Source organism: Variovorax paradoxus NBRC 15149 (assembly GCF_001591365.1).
Classification (GTDB): domain Bacteria; phylum Pseudomonadota; class Gammaproteobacteria; order Burkholderiales; family Burkholderiaceae_C; genus Variovorax; species Variovorax paradoxus.
Genome location: NZ_BCUT01000001.1, coordinates 2,808,548 through 2,825,315, shown reverse-complemented (window position 1 = coordinate 2,825,315; position 16,768 = coordinate 2,808,548). Strand labels below are relative to the sequence as shown.

Genomic DNA, 16,768 nt, shown 5'->3' with positions numbered 1-16,768 from the left:
GGGACGCCTCCTCAGGATGTGCCGCAGATGAAGCGCGCCACCTCCGGCGTCACCCAGCCCAGCAGCACGAACAGCACCAGCCACACCGCCAGCATGAAGTGCCAGTAGCGCGCGCACAGCGCGATGCGCCAGGCGGAGCGGGCCGGATCGGGCCACGCGGCGTGCGCCGTCCAGGCCCACCCGACCAGCCCGCCCATCAGGTGGAGCCCATGCATGGCGGTCAGCAGGTAGAAGAAGCTGCCCGCCGGATTGCCGGCCGGCATCACCTGCGCGCCCAGCAGCGCCTGCCAGGCCCACAGCTGCACGGCCAGGAAGCCGAATGCGAAGAGACCCCCCGCCAGCAGCAGGCGACGCGCCCGCATCGGGCCGGGACCGCGCGGTGCGCCGCTGGCCCGTTGCAGCGCCACGCTGCCCGCCACCAGCAATGCCGTGCTGAGCCAGAGCTGCCACGGCAGCGCGATGGTCATCGCATCGCCGCCGCTCATGCGCATCACATAGGCCACGATGAAGAGGGAGAACAACGCAGTCACCACGCCCATGAAGACCCACAGGCCGATGCCGGCCGCGCTCGCATGCGGATCGCGGGCGCGGCCAGCGCCGCGGCCGGCACCGCGGATGCCCAAAGCGGCTCCTGAAATCATGCCGGTGCTCCCCGGACCTCGCCCTGGCCCTCCGGCTCGGGCTCCCCGGGCCCGGCTTCCGGCGGCGCGTTCTGCGCGATGAAATCCTCCGCCGCACCCGGCTCCCCATAGGCATAGGCCCACCGGTAGACCACCGGCAGCCGCGGTCCCCAGTTGCCGTGGCCCGGCGGCGTGGCGGGCGTCTGCCATTCGAGCGAGGCGGCGCGCCATGGATTGGCGTCGGCCGGCCGGCCGCGCCACGCGCTCCAGGCAAGATTGGCAATGAACAGCAGCTGCGCCACGCCGACGATCAGCGCAACCACGGTGATGAAGGTGTTCAGGCTGAACGCCGAGGGCGGAATGAACGCATAGCCGTCGAAGTTGTAGTAGCGCCGCGGCATGCCCAGCACACCCAGGTAGTGCATCGGAAAATAGATCAGGTAGGTGCCGAGGAAGGTGATCCAGAAATGCAGCCGGCCGAGCCGGTCGTCGAGCATGCGGCCGGTGACCTTGGGGAACCAGTGGTAGATGCCGCCGAACACCACCAAGAGCGGCGCCACGCCCATCACCATGTGGAAGTGCGCCACCACGAAGTACGTGCCCGACAGCGGAATGTCCACGCTCACGTTGCCGAGGAACAGGCCCGTGAGCCCGCCGATGAGGAAGGTGCACAGGAAGGCCAGCGCGAACAGCATCGGCACCGTCAGGTGGATGTCGCCGCGCCACAGCGTCAGGATCCAGTTGTAGACCTTGATCGCGGTGGGCACCGCAATGATCAGCGTGGTGGTCGCGAAGAAGAATCCGAAGTACGGATTCATGCCGCTCACGAACATGTGGTGCGCCCACACCACCACGCTGAGCGCGCCGATGGCCACGATGGCCCACACCATCATGCGGTAGCCGAAGATGCACTTGCGCGCATGCACGCTGATCAGGTCCGAGACGATGCCGAAGGCCGGCAGCGCGACGATGTAGACCTCGGGATGGCCGAAGAACCAGAACAGGTGCTGGAACAGCAGCGGGCTGCCGCCCTTGTAGCCGGTCACCTGGCCCATCGACACCAGCGCCGGCATGAAGAAGCTGGTGCCCAGCGTCCGGTCGAGCAGCAGCATCACGCCGCTCACGAACAGCGCCGGAAAACCGAGCAGCGCGAGGATGGTGGCCACGAAGATGCCCCACACCGTGAGCGGCATGCGCAGCAGCGTCATGCCTTCGCAGCGCGCCTGCAGCACGGTGGTCACGTAGTTGAGGCCGCCCATCGTCGTTGCCACGATGAAGATGAGCAGCGACACCAGCATCAGCACGATGCCGCCCGCATGGCCCGGCGTGCCGGGCAGGATCGACTGCGGCGGATACAGCGTCCAGCCCGCGCCGGTGGGACCGCCCGCGACGAAGAAGCTCGCCATCAGGACCACCACCGACAGCAGGTAGACCCAGAAGCTCAGCATGTTGAGATAGGGAAACACCATGTCCCGCGCGCCCACCATCAGCGGGATCAGGTAGTTGCCGAAGCCGCCGAGGAACAGCGCCGTGAGCAGGTAGATCACCATGATCATCCCGTGCATGGTCACGAACTGGTAGTAGCGCTCGGCATTGATGAACTCGAACTGGCCCGGAAAGCCGAGCTGCAGCCGCATCAGGTTGGACAGCACCACGCCCACCACGCCCACTGCGATGGCGGTGCAGGCGTACTGCACCGCGATCACCTTGTGGTCCTGGCTCCAGACGTAGCGGGTCAGGAAGCTCTGCGGCGCGGGGTGGTCGCCGCCGTCGGCGTGGGACGAGTTCATCGCGCAGCCTTCTGTTCGGCGGCAGCCTGCGCCGGCGGGCTGCCCAGACTCTGGATATAGGCCACCAGCGCGGCCAGTTCTTCATCGCTCAACTCGATCTTCGGCATGACCGGCGGGAAGCCCTTCACCTGGCGGGCCTGCGGATCGCGGATGAAGCTGCGCAGATAGGCTTCGTCGACCAGCGCGGTGCTGCCGTCCGCCATGGTTTCGGTCTTGCCGTGCAGGCCCTTCCAGGTCGGCCCGACGCGCGGGCTGCCGTCGACCGTGTGGCAGGCCACGCAGCCCTTGCTGTCCGCCAGGGCGCGCCCCTGCTGGACGCGTGCATCGCCGCCGGCCGCCGCGGCGCCGGCCGGGGGCTCGGGCGCCTTGGCCTGCGACTTGGCGAAGGTGGGCAGCGCCGCGTGCCAGGCCTGGTAGGCCGCCGGGTCTTCCACCACCACGTAGCCGCGCATGTTGGGATGGCCCACGCCGCACAGCTGCGCGCACAGCGCTTCGTAGCGGCCCGCGACGGCCGGCGTGAACCAGAAGCGGCTGACCTGTCCCGGCACCATGTTCATCCGGGCGCGGAAGTTCGGCACGAAGAAGTCGTGCAGCACGTCGTTCGAACGCATCAGCACCAGCACCGGCTTGCCGAGCGGCAGGTGCACCTCGTTGCCGGCGATCAGGAGGTCGTCCTGGCCGGCGCGGTCGGCGGGGTCGATGCCGAACGGATTGGTGGCGCTGACGAAGCGCGCATCGGTCGCGCCCAGCTTGCCGTCCTCGCCCGGGAAGCGGAAGCGCCATTGCCATTGCTGGCCCAGCACCTCGAGCACGAGGGCGTCGCGGGGCTCCCTGACATAGTTCGCGTACACCACGAGGCCGGGCGCCAGCAGCGCCATGATGCCGACGGTGGTGCCGCCGATCAGCCAGCGCTCGAGCTTCCTGTTCTCGGGCTCATGCGCCGCGCGGCGTCCCTCGCGGTGGCGAAAGCGCACCAGCATGTAGGCGACGAACACGTTGATGGCAATGAAGAAGATCCCCGTGATCACCAGCGTGATGGCCAGGGTGTCGTCCATCGGCTGCCAGTTCGACGCAAGGGGCGTCGTCCACCACGGATTGAAGACGTGGAACAGCACCGAGCCGAGCACGATGAGCAGCAGGGCGACGGCCATGGTCATGTGCGCTCCCTCGGCTCGGCATGGTTTCCGGGCTCATGCGCGCGCTTCAGGGAAAGGCCGGGACTTGCGGCTCTTCGCCCTCGAACCGGGCTTCGGGATGCGCGGAGCGCAGCAGCGCCTCGATGTCCCGCACGCGCGAACGCGGCAGGTCCACCATCAGCAGGATCTGCCCCTGCGCGATGGCGCCCTCGAAACGTTGCAGCCTGGGGCTCGGGATCGAAATGCCGATCATGCTGGCCGACCAGGCGCCCACCACGCCGCCAGCAGGGCCACCGGCACCGCCACTTCCCATTCGGGGCCGTCGCCGAAAATCGGGAACAGCAGCGCGGCCATGAGGCCGACGACGATGCCGCAGGCACTGCCGACCACCCACCCGGTCTTGGCTGCGTGGACGAGGTCCGAGGTCTGCCACACGTTGGCCGCATGGAGCCCGGCCATGTCCATGCCTTCCGGTCCGGCGAAATGAATGTGCGCGACGTCGACGCGTGCCCACACCAGATCGTCCATTGCCCGCCTGGCGCTCGCCAGGTCCGGCATCAGCCAGTAGATGCGCCTCTTCATAGCGCCCCCTTTCGTCTTGCGACGAGTCAAGGAACCATGGATGACTTATATGCCCATGGAAGGCCGCCATCAAGTGGCCGCCGCATTTCACGCGGCAGCGGCATGGGGGTTATTGCCGAGCCATCTTTTTTTGACCGATTGGATAATTTAGCTCATCATCCCGCCCCTGTTGCCCGCCATCACGAGGTACGCCACGATGAACCCGCACCCCCTGCGCAGCCGCTTCTGGTCCGACCTGACCAGCGAAGAGTTCTCCCGCCTCGACCGCGAACGGCTGATCGCCGTGCTGCCGGTGGGCGCGACCGAGCAGCACGGCCCCCACCTGCCGATGTCGACCGACACCGCCACCATCGACGGCATGGTGCAGGCCGCGCTGCCGCACCTGCCGGGCGACCTGCCGGTGCTCTTCCTGCCCACCGTGGCCTACGGCAAGAGCAACGAGCATTCGCGCTACCCGGGCACGCTCACCGTCTCGGCCACCACGCTGATCGCGCTGTGGAAGGACATCGGCGCCTGCGTGGCGAAGGCCGGCGTGCGCAAGCTGGTGCTCTACAACAGCCACGGCGGGCAGATGAGCGTGATGGACATCGTGGCACGCGACCTGCGCGAGGAACACGGCATGATGGTCGTGGCCGCCAACTGGTACACGCTGGGCCTGCCCGAGGGGCTCTTCACCGCGCACGAGGGCAAGCACGGCATCCATGCCGGCGATCTCGAAAGCTCGGTCATGCTGCACCTCGCGCCGAACGACGTGCGTCCCGACCAGTTCCGCAACTTCCGCTCGATGACCGAAGACCTCGCCGCCGAGAACCAATTCCTCTCGATCACGCCCAGCGGCAAGCTCGGCTGGCAGATGCACGACATCAACCCCGCGGGCGCGGCCGGCGACGCCACGCGCGCCACCGCCGAGAAGGGCGCCGCGGTGCTCGACCACGTGGGGCGGCGCTTCGTGGAGCTGCTGCAGGAGGTGGACCGCTTCCCGCTGTCGCGCCTCGCCAACGAACCTGCCTGGCGCTAGGCTCGCACCCACCATGGAAAGCTTCGCGCCTCCTTCCCCGCCGCTGGTCAGCCTGCGCCGCGTCAGCAAGCGCTTTGCCAACGGCACGCTCGCGCTGCAGGGCATGACGCTGGACATCGGCGAGCACGACTTCATCAGCTTTCTCGGCCCCTCGGGCTGCGGCAAGAGCACCGCGCTCAGGCTGATCGCCGGCCTGACGCGCCTGAGTTCGGGCGAGATGCAGTGGTCCGGCGCCAACACCGGCAAGACACAGAGCGACCGCGATCTTGGCTTCGTGTTCCAGGAGCCCACGCTCATGCCCTGGGCCAAGGTGTTCGACAACGTCTGGCTGCCGCTCAAGCTCGCGGGCCAGAGCCGCGATGCGGCCGCGCCGGTGGTGCAGCAGGCGCTCGAGATGGTCGGCCTCTCGCGCTTTGCGGGCGTGTACCCGCGCGAGCTTTCGGGCGGCATGAAGATGCGCGTGTCGATCGCGCGCGCGCTGGTCACGCATCCGCGCCTCTTGCTGATGGACGAGCCCTTTGCCGCGCTCGACGAGATGACGCGCATCAAGCTCAACAACGACCTGCTCGCGATCTGGCGCGAGCACCGCTTCTCGGTGGTGTTCGTCACCCACAGCGTCTACGAGTCGGTGTACCTCTCGAACCGCATCGTGGTGATGGCCGCGCGCCCGGGCCGCGTGATCGACGAGATCCGCATCGACGAGCCCTATCCGCGCGGCGAGGAATTCCGCACCTCGAGCCGCTACAACGTGCACTGCACCGCCGTGTCGCAATCCCTCCACGGAGCCCTGCATGGCGTCGACATCGATCACTGATGAGCCCGCCGCGCTCGCGGACGCGGACACGGCGCCCTCCGAGGCCGCGCTGCGCGCACACGAAGACGGCTTGCGCCGGCGCGAATCGATGCTGCGCATCGCGGTGCCCGCGGGCATCGTCATTGCGCTGCTGCTGGCCTGGGAATGGATGGTGCGCGCCAACAACATCCCGCACTACATCCTGCCCGCGCCTTCGCTCATTCTTCGCACGCTGTTCGACAACTGGGGCTCGCTCTCCAGCGCGCTGTGGTTCACGGTGAAGCTCACGCTGCTCGCGCTCGGCGCGGCCATCGTGGGCGGCGTGCTGCTGGCCATTGCCTTCGCGCTCTTCAAGTGGGTGGAGATCGGCCTGTTCCCGATCGCCGTGATCCTGCAGGTGACGCCGATCATCGCGATCGCGCCGCTCATACTGATCTACGTGTCGAGCACCACCGCGGCGCTCCTGCTGTGCGCGTGGATCGTGGCCTTCTTCCCGATCCTGTCGAACACCGTCATCGGCCTGAAAAGCGCCGACAGCAACCTGCGCGACCTGTTCCAGCTCTACAAGGCCTCGCCGTGGCAGACCTTCCGCTACCTGCTCGCGCCGAGCGCGCTGCCCTACTTCATGGCGGGGCTGAAGATCGCGGGCGGGCTGAGCCTGATCGGCGCGGTGGTGGCCGAGTTCACGGCCGGCACCGCGGGCAAGGAAACGGGCCTGGCCTCGCGCATCCTCGAATCGAGCTTCCGCACCGAGATCCCGATGATGTTCGCGGCGCTGCTGCTGGTGTCCCTGCTCGGCATCGTGATCTTCATCGTGTTCGCTGCACTGTCCAGGCTGGTGCTCGGCCACTGGCACGAGAGCGAGATGCGCCGTGAACGCTAGGGCCATGCACGCGACCGCCGACTGGGACGCCGTGCGCAATGATTTGCGCGGCCTCAACCTCGTCACCGCGCCGGCCCAGCGCAAGCAGCTGTCCAAGGATTTCTACTGGTACAGCCCCATCCTCAGCGCGCAGCTCGCGGGCTGCGTGGCCGACCTCGTCGTCAAGGTCAGCACCGAGGACGACGTGCGCCAGGCCGCGGCCGTGGCCGCCAAGTGGAAGCTGCCGCTCACCGTGCGCGCCGGCGGCACCGGCAACTACGGCCAGTGCGTGCCGCTCGAAGGCGGCATCGTGCTCGACGTGACGCAGATGTGCCGCGTGCTCGACATCCAGGACGGCCGCATCCGCGTGGAGGCCGGCGCGCGCATGCACGACATCGACCTTGCGGCGCGCGAAACCGGCCAGGCGCTGCGCATGTGGCCCTCGACCTGGCACGTGGCCACCATCGGCGGCTTCATCGCGGGCGGCTTCGGCGGCATCGGCTCGTTCCGCCACGGCATCCTGCGCGACCCCGGCAACCTGCTGCGCGCGCGCGTGATGACGGTGGAGCGCGAGCCGCGCATCATCGAGCTGCACGGCGACGAGATCCAGCAGGTGCACCACGCCTACGGCACCAATGGCGTGATCCTCGACGTGGAAGTGGCGCTGAGCCCGGCCGTCGAGTGGGTGCACTGCACGGTGCTGTTCGAGACGTACCGCGGCGCGCTCGACTTCGGCATTGCCGCGCAGGCGCCGACGCTCGACATCTTTTTGCTCTCCACGGTCGAGGCCCGCTTCTCGCCCTACTACACGGCGATGCGCGACCGCTTTCCGCGCGACCGGCATGCCGCGTTCGCGATGGTCTCGCCCGATTCGATGGCCGGGTTCCGCGCGCTGGCCGCCGCGCATGGCGGCACCCTCTCCGTCGCCGGTACCGAGCCCGAACTGCTTGCCGAGGGCCTGCCGCCCGCGTACGAATGCGCGTTCAACCACACGACGCTGCAGGCGCTCAAGGCCGACCGCGGCTGGACCTACCTGCAGGTGGCCTACGCCCAGCCCTTCGACCCGGCGGTGGTCGAGCGCCATCTGCAAATCTTCGGCGACGAGGTGCTGCAGCACCAGGATTTCGCGCGCGCCGGCGGCGAATGCGGCACCTTCGGCATCCTGCTGGTGCGCTGGAAGGGCGAAGCCCACCAGTACGAGGTGATCCGCGAGATCGAGTCGCAGGGCGGCTGCAAGATCTTCAATCCGCATGTCGTGACCATCGAGGACGGCGGCATGAAGACCATCGACACGCAGCAGATCGAGTTCAAGAAGCGCAGCGATCCGATGGGGCTCATGAACCCCGGCAAGACGCGCGGCTGGACTTCCGAGATGGCTGTCGAGCGTTGAAATGAAGCGTTGCTTGGTCGTCCGTCGCGTTGATGGTTTCGAGCGCTGCTGTTCAGGGCGCGCTCCCGCCGACGGGGTACCTTGCTCCGCGAATGTCCTCCGGCCTGCGGCCTCCCCCTTGATTTCGCTGCGCAAGGCACCCCATCGACGGGCGCGTTGGACAGAGCGGCCGTTGATCAGCGGTACACCACGAGCGTGCCCAAGTGCGCAGGGCGTCGGGTACTTCCCGCAGCGAAATCAAGGAGGAGGGGCGCAGCCCCGGGGGACATTCGCGGAGGGAAGTACCCGGCGGCCTGTGCACCCGTCCCGAACAACAGCCTAGGCCATCGCGCGAGCTGACATGAAAATACCCCGTCGAATTCACACCAGGAGTCCACTGCCATGCACGTTCCCGCTCTGACCATCCGTCCGCTTGCCCTAGCCCTCGCCCTCGCGGCCGCCGCCTTCGCCGCACAGGCGCAGGAAAAAGTGGTGTTCGCCACCAACTGGAAGGCGCAGGCCGGCCACGGCGGCTTCTACCAGGCGCTGGTGGACGGCACCTACAAGAAGTACGGCCTCGACGTCGACATCCAGCAGGGCGGACCCATGGTCAACAACCGGCCCATGCTGCCGGCCGGCAAGATCGACTTCCTCATGACCGGCAACCTGCTGCAGTCCTTCGACAACGTGAAGAACGGCGTGCCCACCGTCGTGGTCGCGGCCTTCTTCCAGAAAGACCCACAGGCCATGTTCGCGCATCCGGGACAGGGCTTCGACACCTTCAAGGACATGGCCAAGGCGCCCGTGGCCTTCATCGGCAAGGATGGCCAGTTCAGCTTCTGGCAGTGGATGAAGTCGGAGCACGGCTTCAAGGATTCGCAGCTCAAGCCCTACACCTTCAACGTGGGCCCGTTCCTCGCGGACAAGAAATCCATCCAGCAGGGCTACGCCATCTCCGAGCCGCTTTCCATCAAGGCCCAGGCCGGCTTCGACCCGGTGGTGCAGCTGCTGGCCGACAACGGCTTCTCGACCTACTCGACCACCATCGAAACGCGGGCCGACCTCGTCAAGACCAAGCCCGAGACCGTGCGCAAGTTCGTCGAGGCCTCGATCATCGGCTGGAACAACTACCTCTACGGCGACAACAAGGCCGCCAACGAGATGATCGCCAAGATCAACCCCGACTCGCCCGTCGCCGCGTCCCAAGGCTCCATCGAGCTCATGAAGAAGATGGGCATCGTCGACAGCGGCGAATCGCTCGCCAAGGGCATCGGCGCAATGGACGAGGCCCGCGTGAAGGACTTCTACGACAAGATGGTGAAGGCCGGCCTCTACAAGCCGGGCGAGGTCGACCTCTCGAAGGTCGTGACCACGCAGTTCGTCAACAAGGGCGTCGGTCTCGACATCCGCAAGAAGCTCGCTGGAAAGTAGGCGCGCCGATTTTTTTCTCCCGTGGGCCGCGCGGGGCTTGCGCCGGGGTCAGATGCCGGCGCCTGGGTTGCCATAAGGCACTGCGCGGCTCTTCATTCCCTGGGCTCTGACCCCGTCTCGCCGAACCGGCGAACCGGCCCTCCTCATGAAAACGCTCGTCGTCCACTGCCATCCGAACCCTGACAGCTTCAACCACGCGCTCTACCGCACCGCCCTCGAGGCCCTCGAGCCGCGGCACCCCGTCAAGGCCATCGACCTCTACGCCGAAGGCTTCGAGCCCACGCTCACGCGCGAAGAGCGCATCGCCTATCTCGACAACCCCGAACTGATCCGCGAACGCGTCAAACCGCATGTCGAAGCGCTGCTGTGGGCCGAGCACCTGGTGTTCGTCTATCCCACCTGGTTCCATGGACCGCCGTCGATGCTCAAGGGCTGGCTCGAGCGCGTGTGGCTGCCGGGCGTGGCCTTCCTGCCGGCAGAGCGCAAGGGACAGCTCGCGAGGTCGGGCATGCGGCACATCCGGCGGCTGACGGTGGTGACCACGGGCGGCTCGCCGCGCTGGTTCGTGATGCTCATCGGCGACCCGGGCCGGCGGCTCTTCACGCGCGCGCTGCGGGCGCTGTTCGCATGGCGCTGCAAGGTCACGTGGCTGCAGCTGCACGACATGAACGCGGTCACCGCGCGCGACCGCAGCCACTTCATCGAACGCGTTGCGCGCAAGCTGCAGAGCATCTAGCAGGACAGAGGAGACAGTCCCCACCATGAGCCTCGAACGCACGCTCACCGTCCGCGTCGAACGCATCTCGCGCGAGACGCCGGAAATCCTGGCCTTCGAGTTGGCCCACCCGTGGGGCCGGGCCCTGCCGGGCTACGAGGCCGGCGCGCACATCGACGTGCACATGCCCGGCGGCTTCTCGCGCCAGTACTCGCTGGCGCGGTGGTCTCTTTCGAACGCGCCGTCGCACGCCGCCTCGTCCTACGTGATCGGCGTCAAGCGCGAGGCCCAAAGCCGCGGCGGCTCGGCCTCGATGCACGAGCGCGTGCGCGAAGGCGACCTGCTCGCGATCAGCGTGCCGCGCAACACCTTTGCGCTGCGCGAAGAGGCCGGGCACCATCTGCTGATGGCCGGCGGCATCGGCATGACGCCGCTGCTGGCCATGGCGCAGGCGCTCGCAGCGCGCGGTGCCTCGTTCACGCTCTGCGTGTTCGCGCGCAGCGAGGAGCACCTGGCCTTTGCCGATGCGCTGCATTCGTCCGCGCTGGCGCCGCACCTGCGCCTGCACCTCGACCAGGGCGGCGCCAGCCAGCGCATCGACCTGCGCGCACTGCTGTCCGAGCGCGCACCCAACACGCACCTGTACGTCTGCGGCCCCGGCGGCTTCATGAAGGCGGTGCGCGAGGCCGCGGCGCACTGGCCCGAAGACACGCTGCACACCGAATACTTCGCCGCCCCCACCGATGCGAACGCGAGCACCGGCCTGCCCTTCACGCTGAAGCTCGCGCAGCGCGGCATCAGCGTGCCGGTGGCGGCCGACCAGACCGCCGTCGATGCGCTGCACGAAGTGGGCATCGACATTCCGGTGTCGTGCCAGCAGGGCCTGTGCGGCACCTGCGTGGTCGAGGGCGATGGCGAAGGCGCGGAGCACCGCGACTTCTGCCTCACGGGCAGCGAGCGGCGCCACAAGGTGGCCCTGTGCTGCTCGCGCGCCAGGGGCCGGGAACTGGTGCTGCAGCTGTGAGCATCGGAGAAGAGGAAAGAGAAAGCGACAGCGAGGCGCCCGCCACGCGCGGCCGCTCGCGCAAGTACACGCAGGTGCTCGGCCTCATCAACCGGGCCGCCATCGAGGTGTTCGCAAGCGAGGGCCTGGCCGGCGCATCGACCCAGGCCATTGCCGACAAGGCCGGGCTTTCGAAGGCGCAGCTGCACTACTACATCGAGAGCAAGGAAGCGCTCTACCGGCAGATCCTGCAGGACATCCTCAACGACTGGATCGTGGTGTTCGGCTTTGCCGACGAGGCCTTCGGCCCGCGCAAGGTGCTGGGCGACCTGATCCGCCGCAAGATGGTGTTCTCGTTCGAGCACCCGCTGCGCTCGCGCATCTTCACGGCCGAGATGATGCGCGGCGCGCCGGTGCTCAACGCCATGATGGACACGAGCAAGCAGCGCACCGACCAGGCCGCCGCCGTGATCCAGAACTGGATGAACCAGGGCCTGATGGACAAGGCCGACCCGATGCTGGTGCTGTTCCACATCTGGGCGGTGACGCAGTTCTATGCCGACCACGCCACGCAGGCGGCCTACTTCCGCAACGTGGCGCAGCAGGGCGACGACAAGGACCGGCGCTACCTGATCGAGCAGGTGACCGAGTTCCTGCTGAAAGGCGCGGGCGTCAGGTAGGGCGGTGCTGCGGCAGGTACATGGTGGCTTCCACTTCCACCAGCACCTCGTCGCTCGGCAGGAAGCGCGACACCTCGACCACCGTGCTGACCGGCGGCTCGCCCGGATAGAACAGGCCGCGCACGCGGTTGTAGAAGGCGTAGTGCGGCAGCTGGCGGAAGTACTGCACCAGCTTCACCACGTCTTCCATGGTGCCGCCATGCTCGGCCGCGATCTGGTGGATGCGCTCGAGCACGAACCAGCTCTGCGCCACGATGGGCGCCTCGAAGATGTCGACCGACATCTGGCCCGTGGCATAGCCCAGGCCCTGCAGGGCCGTGCGGCCTTCCTCGGGCAGGGCCTCGTAGCCGGCCACGGCGCGGCGCGTGGCCGGGTCGACCGCAACCACGCCGCTCATGAAGACGAAATCGCCCACGCGCTTGGCGGCGGCGTAGTTGGCCATTGGCTTGCCCATGCTCATCGTGTCTGCTCCAGAATTTCTTGACCGCCACGGATCACGGTGCGTCGGCGCCCGCGCGGGCCGACCAGCTCATGCTCGCCGGTGGCCGCGAGCAGCACCAGGTCCGCGGGGCAGCCCGGCGCAATGCGGCCGTCCCATGCCAGGCCGAGCGCCTTCGCGGGGCTGACGGTGATCGCGTCGAGCCATTCGTCCGCGGGCGCGAGGTGCGCCATCTGCACACCGAGGCCGAAGGTTTCGAGAAGGTCGTAGCTGCCATAGGGATAGAAGGCGTCCTGCACGTTGTCCGTGGCCAGGCTCGCACGCAAGCCCCGTGCCGCCGCCTCGCGGATGCGCGTGATGCCGCGCGGCACGGGCGTGCGGTCCCAGGCGCCCTGCAGGTAGAGGTTGGTGGTCGGCAGCGCGACGATGTGGATGCCGGCGCCCGCGCACAGCGCCAGCGTCTCGTTGGCAACGGCATCGTCCTGCATCGCCAGCGAGCAGCAGTGGCCGCAGACCACGCCGCGCCGGAAGTCGCGTGCGCGCATCAGCTGCGCAATGCTGCGCAGGCCGCTCGCGTCGGCGTCGAGCCCTTCGTCGACATGGAAGTCGAGGCCCAGGCCGTGGTCCTGCGCGAGGTCGAACACGCGGCCCAGCTTGTGCACCAGGCCTTCGTTGCGATAGACGAAGGCGCCCAGCACGCCGCCCGCGCGCTTCACCTCGCGCGCAATGCGCTCGCCGGCCGCGAGGTCCGCGAACAGGTCGAGCGGCGTGAGAGAGACGAACTGCAGCTCGATGCGGCCGCGCCATTCTTCGCGCAACGCCTCGAACACCGCCAGCGCGGCGGGCGGCTCGCCCTCCACCCAGTCGATGTGGGTGCGCAGCGCCCGCGTGCCCGACTGCCAGGCCTCGTGCAGCGCGCGCTCCATGCGCGGGCGCAGCGTCTGGCCGCTCCAGCCCGCGCGGTGCTTCGCCATGCGGTCGATGGCCGCGAACAGGTTGCCCTCGGCCGCGCCGACTTCCTGCACGGTGTAGTTCTTGTCGATGTGCGCATGCGCCTCGACGAGCGCGCTCAGCAAGGTGCCGCGCGCCTGCGACTGCGATGCGCTCGGCACGACGGCCTGCACCCTGTCGCCGGCCAGCGTGACGTCGAAGACCTGCGCATCGCCCGCGGCAAAGCCGCGCAGCCGCGACGGAATGCGCAGCGACTCGAGCTTCATGCGCGCTGTTGCAACGCCCGCAGCCAGCCGAGCCCCGCCGAGGTGCCGCCGGGTTCCGAGCCGCGCCGGGGCCGGTACTCGCAGCCGACCCAGCCCTGCCAGCCGGACTGCGCCGACACCTCGTCGATCAGGTCGAACAGGTAGGGGTAGTTCTGCTCGCCGATGTCGGGCTCGTGGCGCTCGGGCACGCCGGCAATCTGGATGTGGCCCACGCGCCCGGTGGGCAGGTACTTGCGGATCTTCATGGCCACGTCGCCCTCGACGATCTGGCAATGGTACAGGTCCATCTGCACCTTGAGGTTGGGTGCGCCCGCCATGTCGACGATCTCGTGCGCATGGTCCTGCCGGTTGAGGAAGAAGCGCGGGATGTCGCGCGTGTTGATGGGCTCGATCAGCACGTCGCGCCCGGCCTTGGCCGCCTCGGCCGCGGCCCAGCGCAGGTTGTCGACGTACACGGGCTGCACGGCCTCGCGCTCCAGGCCTTCGGGCACCAGGCCCGCCATGACGTGGATGCGCGGGCAGCCGAGCGCCACGGCGTAGTCGATGGCGCTGGCCATGCCTTCGCGGAATTCGGCGCCGCGGCCCGGCAGGCAGGCCAGGCCGCGCTCGCCGCGGTCCCAGTCGCCCGGAGGGGCGTTGAAGAGCACCTGCTGCAGGCCGTTGTGCTGGAGCCGCGCGGCGAGCTCTTCCTTTGCGAAGGCATAGGGAAAAAGATATTCGACGGCCTTGAAGCCGTCTTTCGCGGCGGCTTCGAAGCGGTCGAGGAAGTCGAGCTCCGGATAGAGCATCGAGAGGTTGGCTGCGAATTGGGGCATGGCGTGTTTTTACTACTACTGGCGGCTACCAGCGCGCACCGAAGATGCGGCGCAGTTCATCGATCTGTTCAGTGCCGAGCAGCTCGGGCCTGGCGGGGCCGGCGAGGAGCTGGAGCTTGGCGGTTTCCTCGAGTTCCTCGAGCACGGCCATGGCGGCGGCCGGGTTCCCGTGCCACACGTTGGGGCCGAGGCGTTCGAGCATCACGGCGCGAATCGGCGTGCCGGCCGCGCCATGGCGCTCGATGGCCTGCGCCACGAGTTCGGCCGCCTCGGGCGCGCCGGGGCGGTGGTACGGAATGAGCGGCACGTGGCCGACCTTCATGACGAAGTACGGCGTGAGCGCGGGCAGCAGCTCGTCGCCCGGCGTGTTCGCCAGCGTGAGCGCGACGCAGTGCGTGCTGTGCGTGTGGATCACGCAGGCCGTGCCTGCATCGAACTTGCGGGCGGCGGCGTAGATGCGCGTGTGCAGCGCGATGGTCTTGCTGGCGCGGTCGCCGCCGGTCTGCTGGCCTTGCGCGTCGAGTTTGGCAAGACGCGCGGGGTCGAGAAAACCCAGGCAGGCATCGGTCGGCGTGATCAGAAAACCATCGTCCAGCCGCACGCTGATGTTGCCGGCGGTGGCATGCACGTAGCCGCGTTCGAACAGGCTGCGGCCGACTCGGCAGATTTCTTCTCGGGCTTGGGTTTCTTTCATGTCTTTTTTAACTGCGCGAGTTTGGCTGTGTTCGGGCGGTCTTGTTCAGGGTGCTGTTGTCCGGGGCGTGTGCACAGATCACCGGGTACTCCCCTCCGCGAATGTCCCCCGGCCTGCGGCCTCCTCCTTGATTTCGCTGCGGGGAGCACCCGATGCTCTGTGCACATGGACACGCTTTGGGTGCACAGCTGATCAACCAGTGCTCTGATCACGCTCCCGCTGATGGGGTGCCTTGCGCAGCGAAATCAAGGAGGAGCCCGAAGGGCGGGGGACATTCGCGGAGCAAGGTACCCCGTCGGCGGGAGCGCGCCCTGAAAAAACGCCGAGCATGAACATCATCCAAGCACTGTAAAGGCCTTGGTGAAAAAATCGTCCCCCCCGAAGTTCCCGGACTTCAGCGCAATGTGCACCGGCAAGCCTTCGACATCCGTGCGCGCATGGCACCACGGCACCCCCGGATCGATCTGCGGGCCGATCTGCATCTGCGCGATGCCCAGTGCCTGAACGCAGGCACCGGAGGTTTCGCCGCCCGCCACCACCAGCTGGCGCACACCCCGCTCGACCAGGCCGCGCGCAATCGCGGCAATGGTGCGCTCGACCATTGCGCCGGCCTCCTCGACGCCGAGCTTGCCCTGCACCGATTTCACGGCGCCGGCCTCGGCCGTGGAATAGACCAACACCGGCTGCTTCTGGACCAGCGGCGCGGCCCAGGCCAATGCCTCGGCCGCGACGTCCACGCCCGCGGCAATGCGCAGCGGATCGACGGCCAGCGCCGCGCCGCCGCGCTGGATGAAGTCGAGCACCTGCCGGTTGGTGGCCAGCGAGCAGCTGCCCGACACCACGGCGCGCAGTCCGCCGGCTGTCGGCAGCGCACTGGCCTGCGACGACGGCGCGAGGCCGAAGTTGGCCGGCAGCCCGATGGCCACGCCCGAGCCGGCCGTGACCAGCGGCATCTTCGCGAGCGCCGGGCCCAGGCGCAGCAGGTCGTCGTTCGACACCGCGTCGACGATGGCGATCGACACGCCCTCGCCTTGGAGCTGCTCGATGCGTTCGGTGACGGCTGCCGCGCCGCGCGCCACCACCGCGTGGTCGATCAGCCCGACCTTGCGCGTGCACTGCGCCTGCAGCACGCGAACCAGGTTCGGGTCGGTCATCGGCGTGAGCGGATGGTTCTGCATGCCGCTCTCATTGAGCAGCACCTCGCCCGCGAACAGGTAGCCCTTGAACACGGTGCGCTTGTTGTCGGGGAAGGCGGGCGTGGCGATGGTGAAGCCGCACTTCAGCGCCTCCATCAGCGCCTCGGTCACCGGGCCGATGTTGCCCTGCGGCGTGCTGTCGAAGGTGGAGCAATACTTGAAGTAGATCTGCTGCGCGCCCTGCGCCTGCAGCCAGCGCAGCGCCTCGAGCGACTGCGCGATGGCCTCGGCCGGCGCAATGGTGCGCGACTTGAGCGCCACCACCACCGCATCGACTTCCGCATCGAGCGGCGTGGCGGGCACGCCGATCGCCTGCACCACGCGCATGCCGGCGCGCACGAGGTTGTTGGCGAGGTCGGTCGCGCCGGTGAAATCGTCGGCGATGCAGCCGAGCAGCAACTTGGCCAT

Annotated in this window: 16 protein-coding genes and 1 pseudogene; 8 read left to right on the top strand and 9 right to left on the bottom strand. The window is 68.1% G+C overall.

Features of this window, described 5'->3' with window-relative positions; genetic code table 11:
* Nucleotides 1-11: 11 nt before the first annotated feature.
* The 4 genes and pseudogenes from VPA02S_RS13125 to VPA02S_RS13110 all read right to left on the bottom strand — a co-directional run bounded on the left by VPA02S_RS13125 (nt 12) and on the right by VPA02S_RS13110 (nt 4,128).
* Complete coding sequence (locus VPA02S_RS13125; protein WP_062364020.1) at nt 12-641, bottom strand: cytochrome c oxidase subunit 3 family protein; 630 nt, start codon at nt 639-641, stop codon at nt 12-14.
* Nucleotides 638-2,410, bottom strand: coding sequence for a cytochrome c oxidase subunit I (gene ctaD / locus VPA02S_RS13120; protein ID WP_062364018.1), 1,773 nt, complete (start codon nt 2,408-2,410; stop codon nt 638-640). Before ctaD ends, VPA02S_RS13125 begins: the two co-directional genes overlap by 4 nt.
* Nucleotides 2,407-3,567, bottom strand: a complete 1,161-nt coding sequence (locus VPA02S_RS13115) for a cytochrome c oxidase subunit II (RefSeq protein WP_062364016.1) — start codon at nt 3,565-3,567, stop codon at nt 2,407-2,409. Before VPA02S_RS13115 ends, ctaD begins: the two co-directional genes overlap by 4 nt.
* Nucleotides 3,568-3,613: 46 nt before the next feature.
* A pseudogene (locus tag VPA02S_RS13110) lies at nt 3,614-4,128 on the bottom strand (DUF1269 domain-containing protein).
* A gap of 196 nt (nt 4,129-4,324) precedes the next feature.
* Between VPA02S_RS13110 and VPA02S_RS13105 the strand changes: the two are divergent.
* From VPA02S_RS13105 to VPA02S_RS13070, 8 genes are all read left to right on the top strand, one after another.
* Nucleotides 4,325-5,146 carry a creatininase family protein gene (locus tag VPA02S_RS13105; protein ID WP_062364014.1) on the top strand — a complete coding sequence of 274 codons (822 nt, stop codon included), beginning with the start codon at nt 4,325-4,327 and terminating at the stop codon, nt 5,144-5,146.
* Between the two features lie 13 nt (nt 5,147-5,159).
* Nucleotides 5,160-5,960: an ABC transporter ATP-binding protein gene (locus VPA02S_RS13100; RefSeq protein WP_062364012.1), complete on the top strand. Its 801-nt coding sequence runs from the start codon at nt 5,160-5,162 to the stop codon at nt 5,958-5,960.
* A complete protein-coding gene (locus VPA02S_RS13095; protein ID WP_015867873.1) occupies nt 5,938-6,822 on the top strand; it encodes an ABC transporter permease in 885 nt (294 codons plus the stop codon). Before VPA02S_RS13100 ends, VPA02S_RS13095 begins: the two co-directional genes overlap by 23 nt.
* Nucleotides 6,823-6,826: 4 nt before the next feature.
* A complete protein-coding gene (locus VPA02S_RS13090; RefSeq protein ID WP_081247516.1) occupies nt 6,827-8,191 on the top strand; it encodes an FAD-binding oxidoreductase in 1,365 nt (454 codons plus the stop codon).
* 381 nt (nt 8,192-8,572) lie between these two features.
* Nucleotides 8,573-9,601, top strand: coding sequence for an ABC transporter substrate-binding protein (locus tag VPA02S_RS13085; RefSeq protein ID WP_015867875.1), 1,029 nt, complete (start codon nt 8,573-8,575; stop codon nt 9,599-9,601).
* Between the two features lie 145 nt (nt 9,602-9,746).
* Nucleotides 9,747-10,337 carry an NAD(P)H-dependent oxidoreductase gene (locus tag VPA02S_RS13080; protein WP_015867876.1) on the top strand — a complete coding sequence of 197 codons (591 nt, stop codon included), beginning with the start codon at nt 9,747-9,749 and terminating at the stop codon, nt 10,335-10,337.
* Between the two features lie 25 nt (nt 10,338-10,362).
* Nucleotides 10,363-11,340, top strand: coding sequence for a PDR/VanB family oxidoreductase (locus tag VPA02S_RS13075; RefSeq protein WP_062364008.1), 978 nt, complete (start codon nt 10,363-10,365; stop codon nt 11,338-11,340).
* Nucleotides 11,337-11,999, top strand: coding sequence for a TetR family transcriptional regulator C-terminal domain-containing protein (locus VPA02S_RS13070; protein ID WP_018905243.1), 663 nt, complete (start codon nt 11,337-11,339; stop codon nt 11,997-11,999). The genes VPA02S_RS13075 and VPA02S_RS13070 overlap by 4 nt, the downstream gene beginning before the upstream one ends.
* Here VPA02S_RS13070 and VPA02S_RS13065 read toward each other — a convergent pair.
* The 5 genes from VPA02S_RS13065 to otnK form a co-directional block, all read right to left on the bottom strand.
* The gene (locus VPA02S_RS13065) at nt 11,992-12,459 is read right to left on the bottom strand and encodes a RidA family protein (RefSeq protein ID WP_062364006.1); all 468 of its coding nucleotides are present in this window, start codon (nt 12,457-12,459) and stop codon (nt 11,992-11,994) included. The two genes, VPA02S_RS13070 and VPA02S_RS13065, sit on opposite strands and share 8 nt — an antisense overlap.
* Nucleotides 12,456-13,655, bottom strand: coding sequence for an amidohydrolase family protein (locus tag VPA02S_RS13060; protein ID WP_062364004.1), 1,200 nt, complete (start codon nt 13,653-13,655; stop codon nt 12,456-12,458). The genes VPA02S_RS13065 and VPA02S_RS13060 overlap by 4 nt, the downstream gene beginning before the upstream one ends.
* Complete coding sequence (otnI, locus tag VPA02S_RS13055; protein ID WP_062364002.1) at nt 13,652-14,470, bottom strand: 2-oxo-tetronate isomerase; 819 nt, start codon at nt 14,468-14,470, stop codon at nt 13,652-13,654. Before otnI ends, VPA02S_RS13060 begins: the two co-directional genes overlap by 4 nt.
* 25 nt (nt 14,471-14,495) lie before the next feature.
* Nucleotides 14,496-15,164: a class II aldolase/adducin family protein gene (locus tag VPA02S_RS13050; RefSeq protein WP_062364000.1), complete on the bottom strand. Its 669-nt coding sequence runs from the start codon at nt 15,162-15,164 to the stop codon at nt 14,496-14,498.
* A 335-nt stretch (nt 15,165-15,499) separates the two neighbouring features.
* Nucleotides 15,500-16,768, bottom strand: a complete 1,269-nt coding sequence (gene otnK, locus VPA02S_RS13045; protein WP_062363993.1) for a 3-oxo-tetronate kinase — start codon at nt 16,766-16,768, stop codon at nt 15,500-15,502.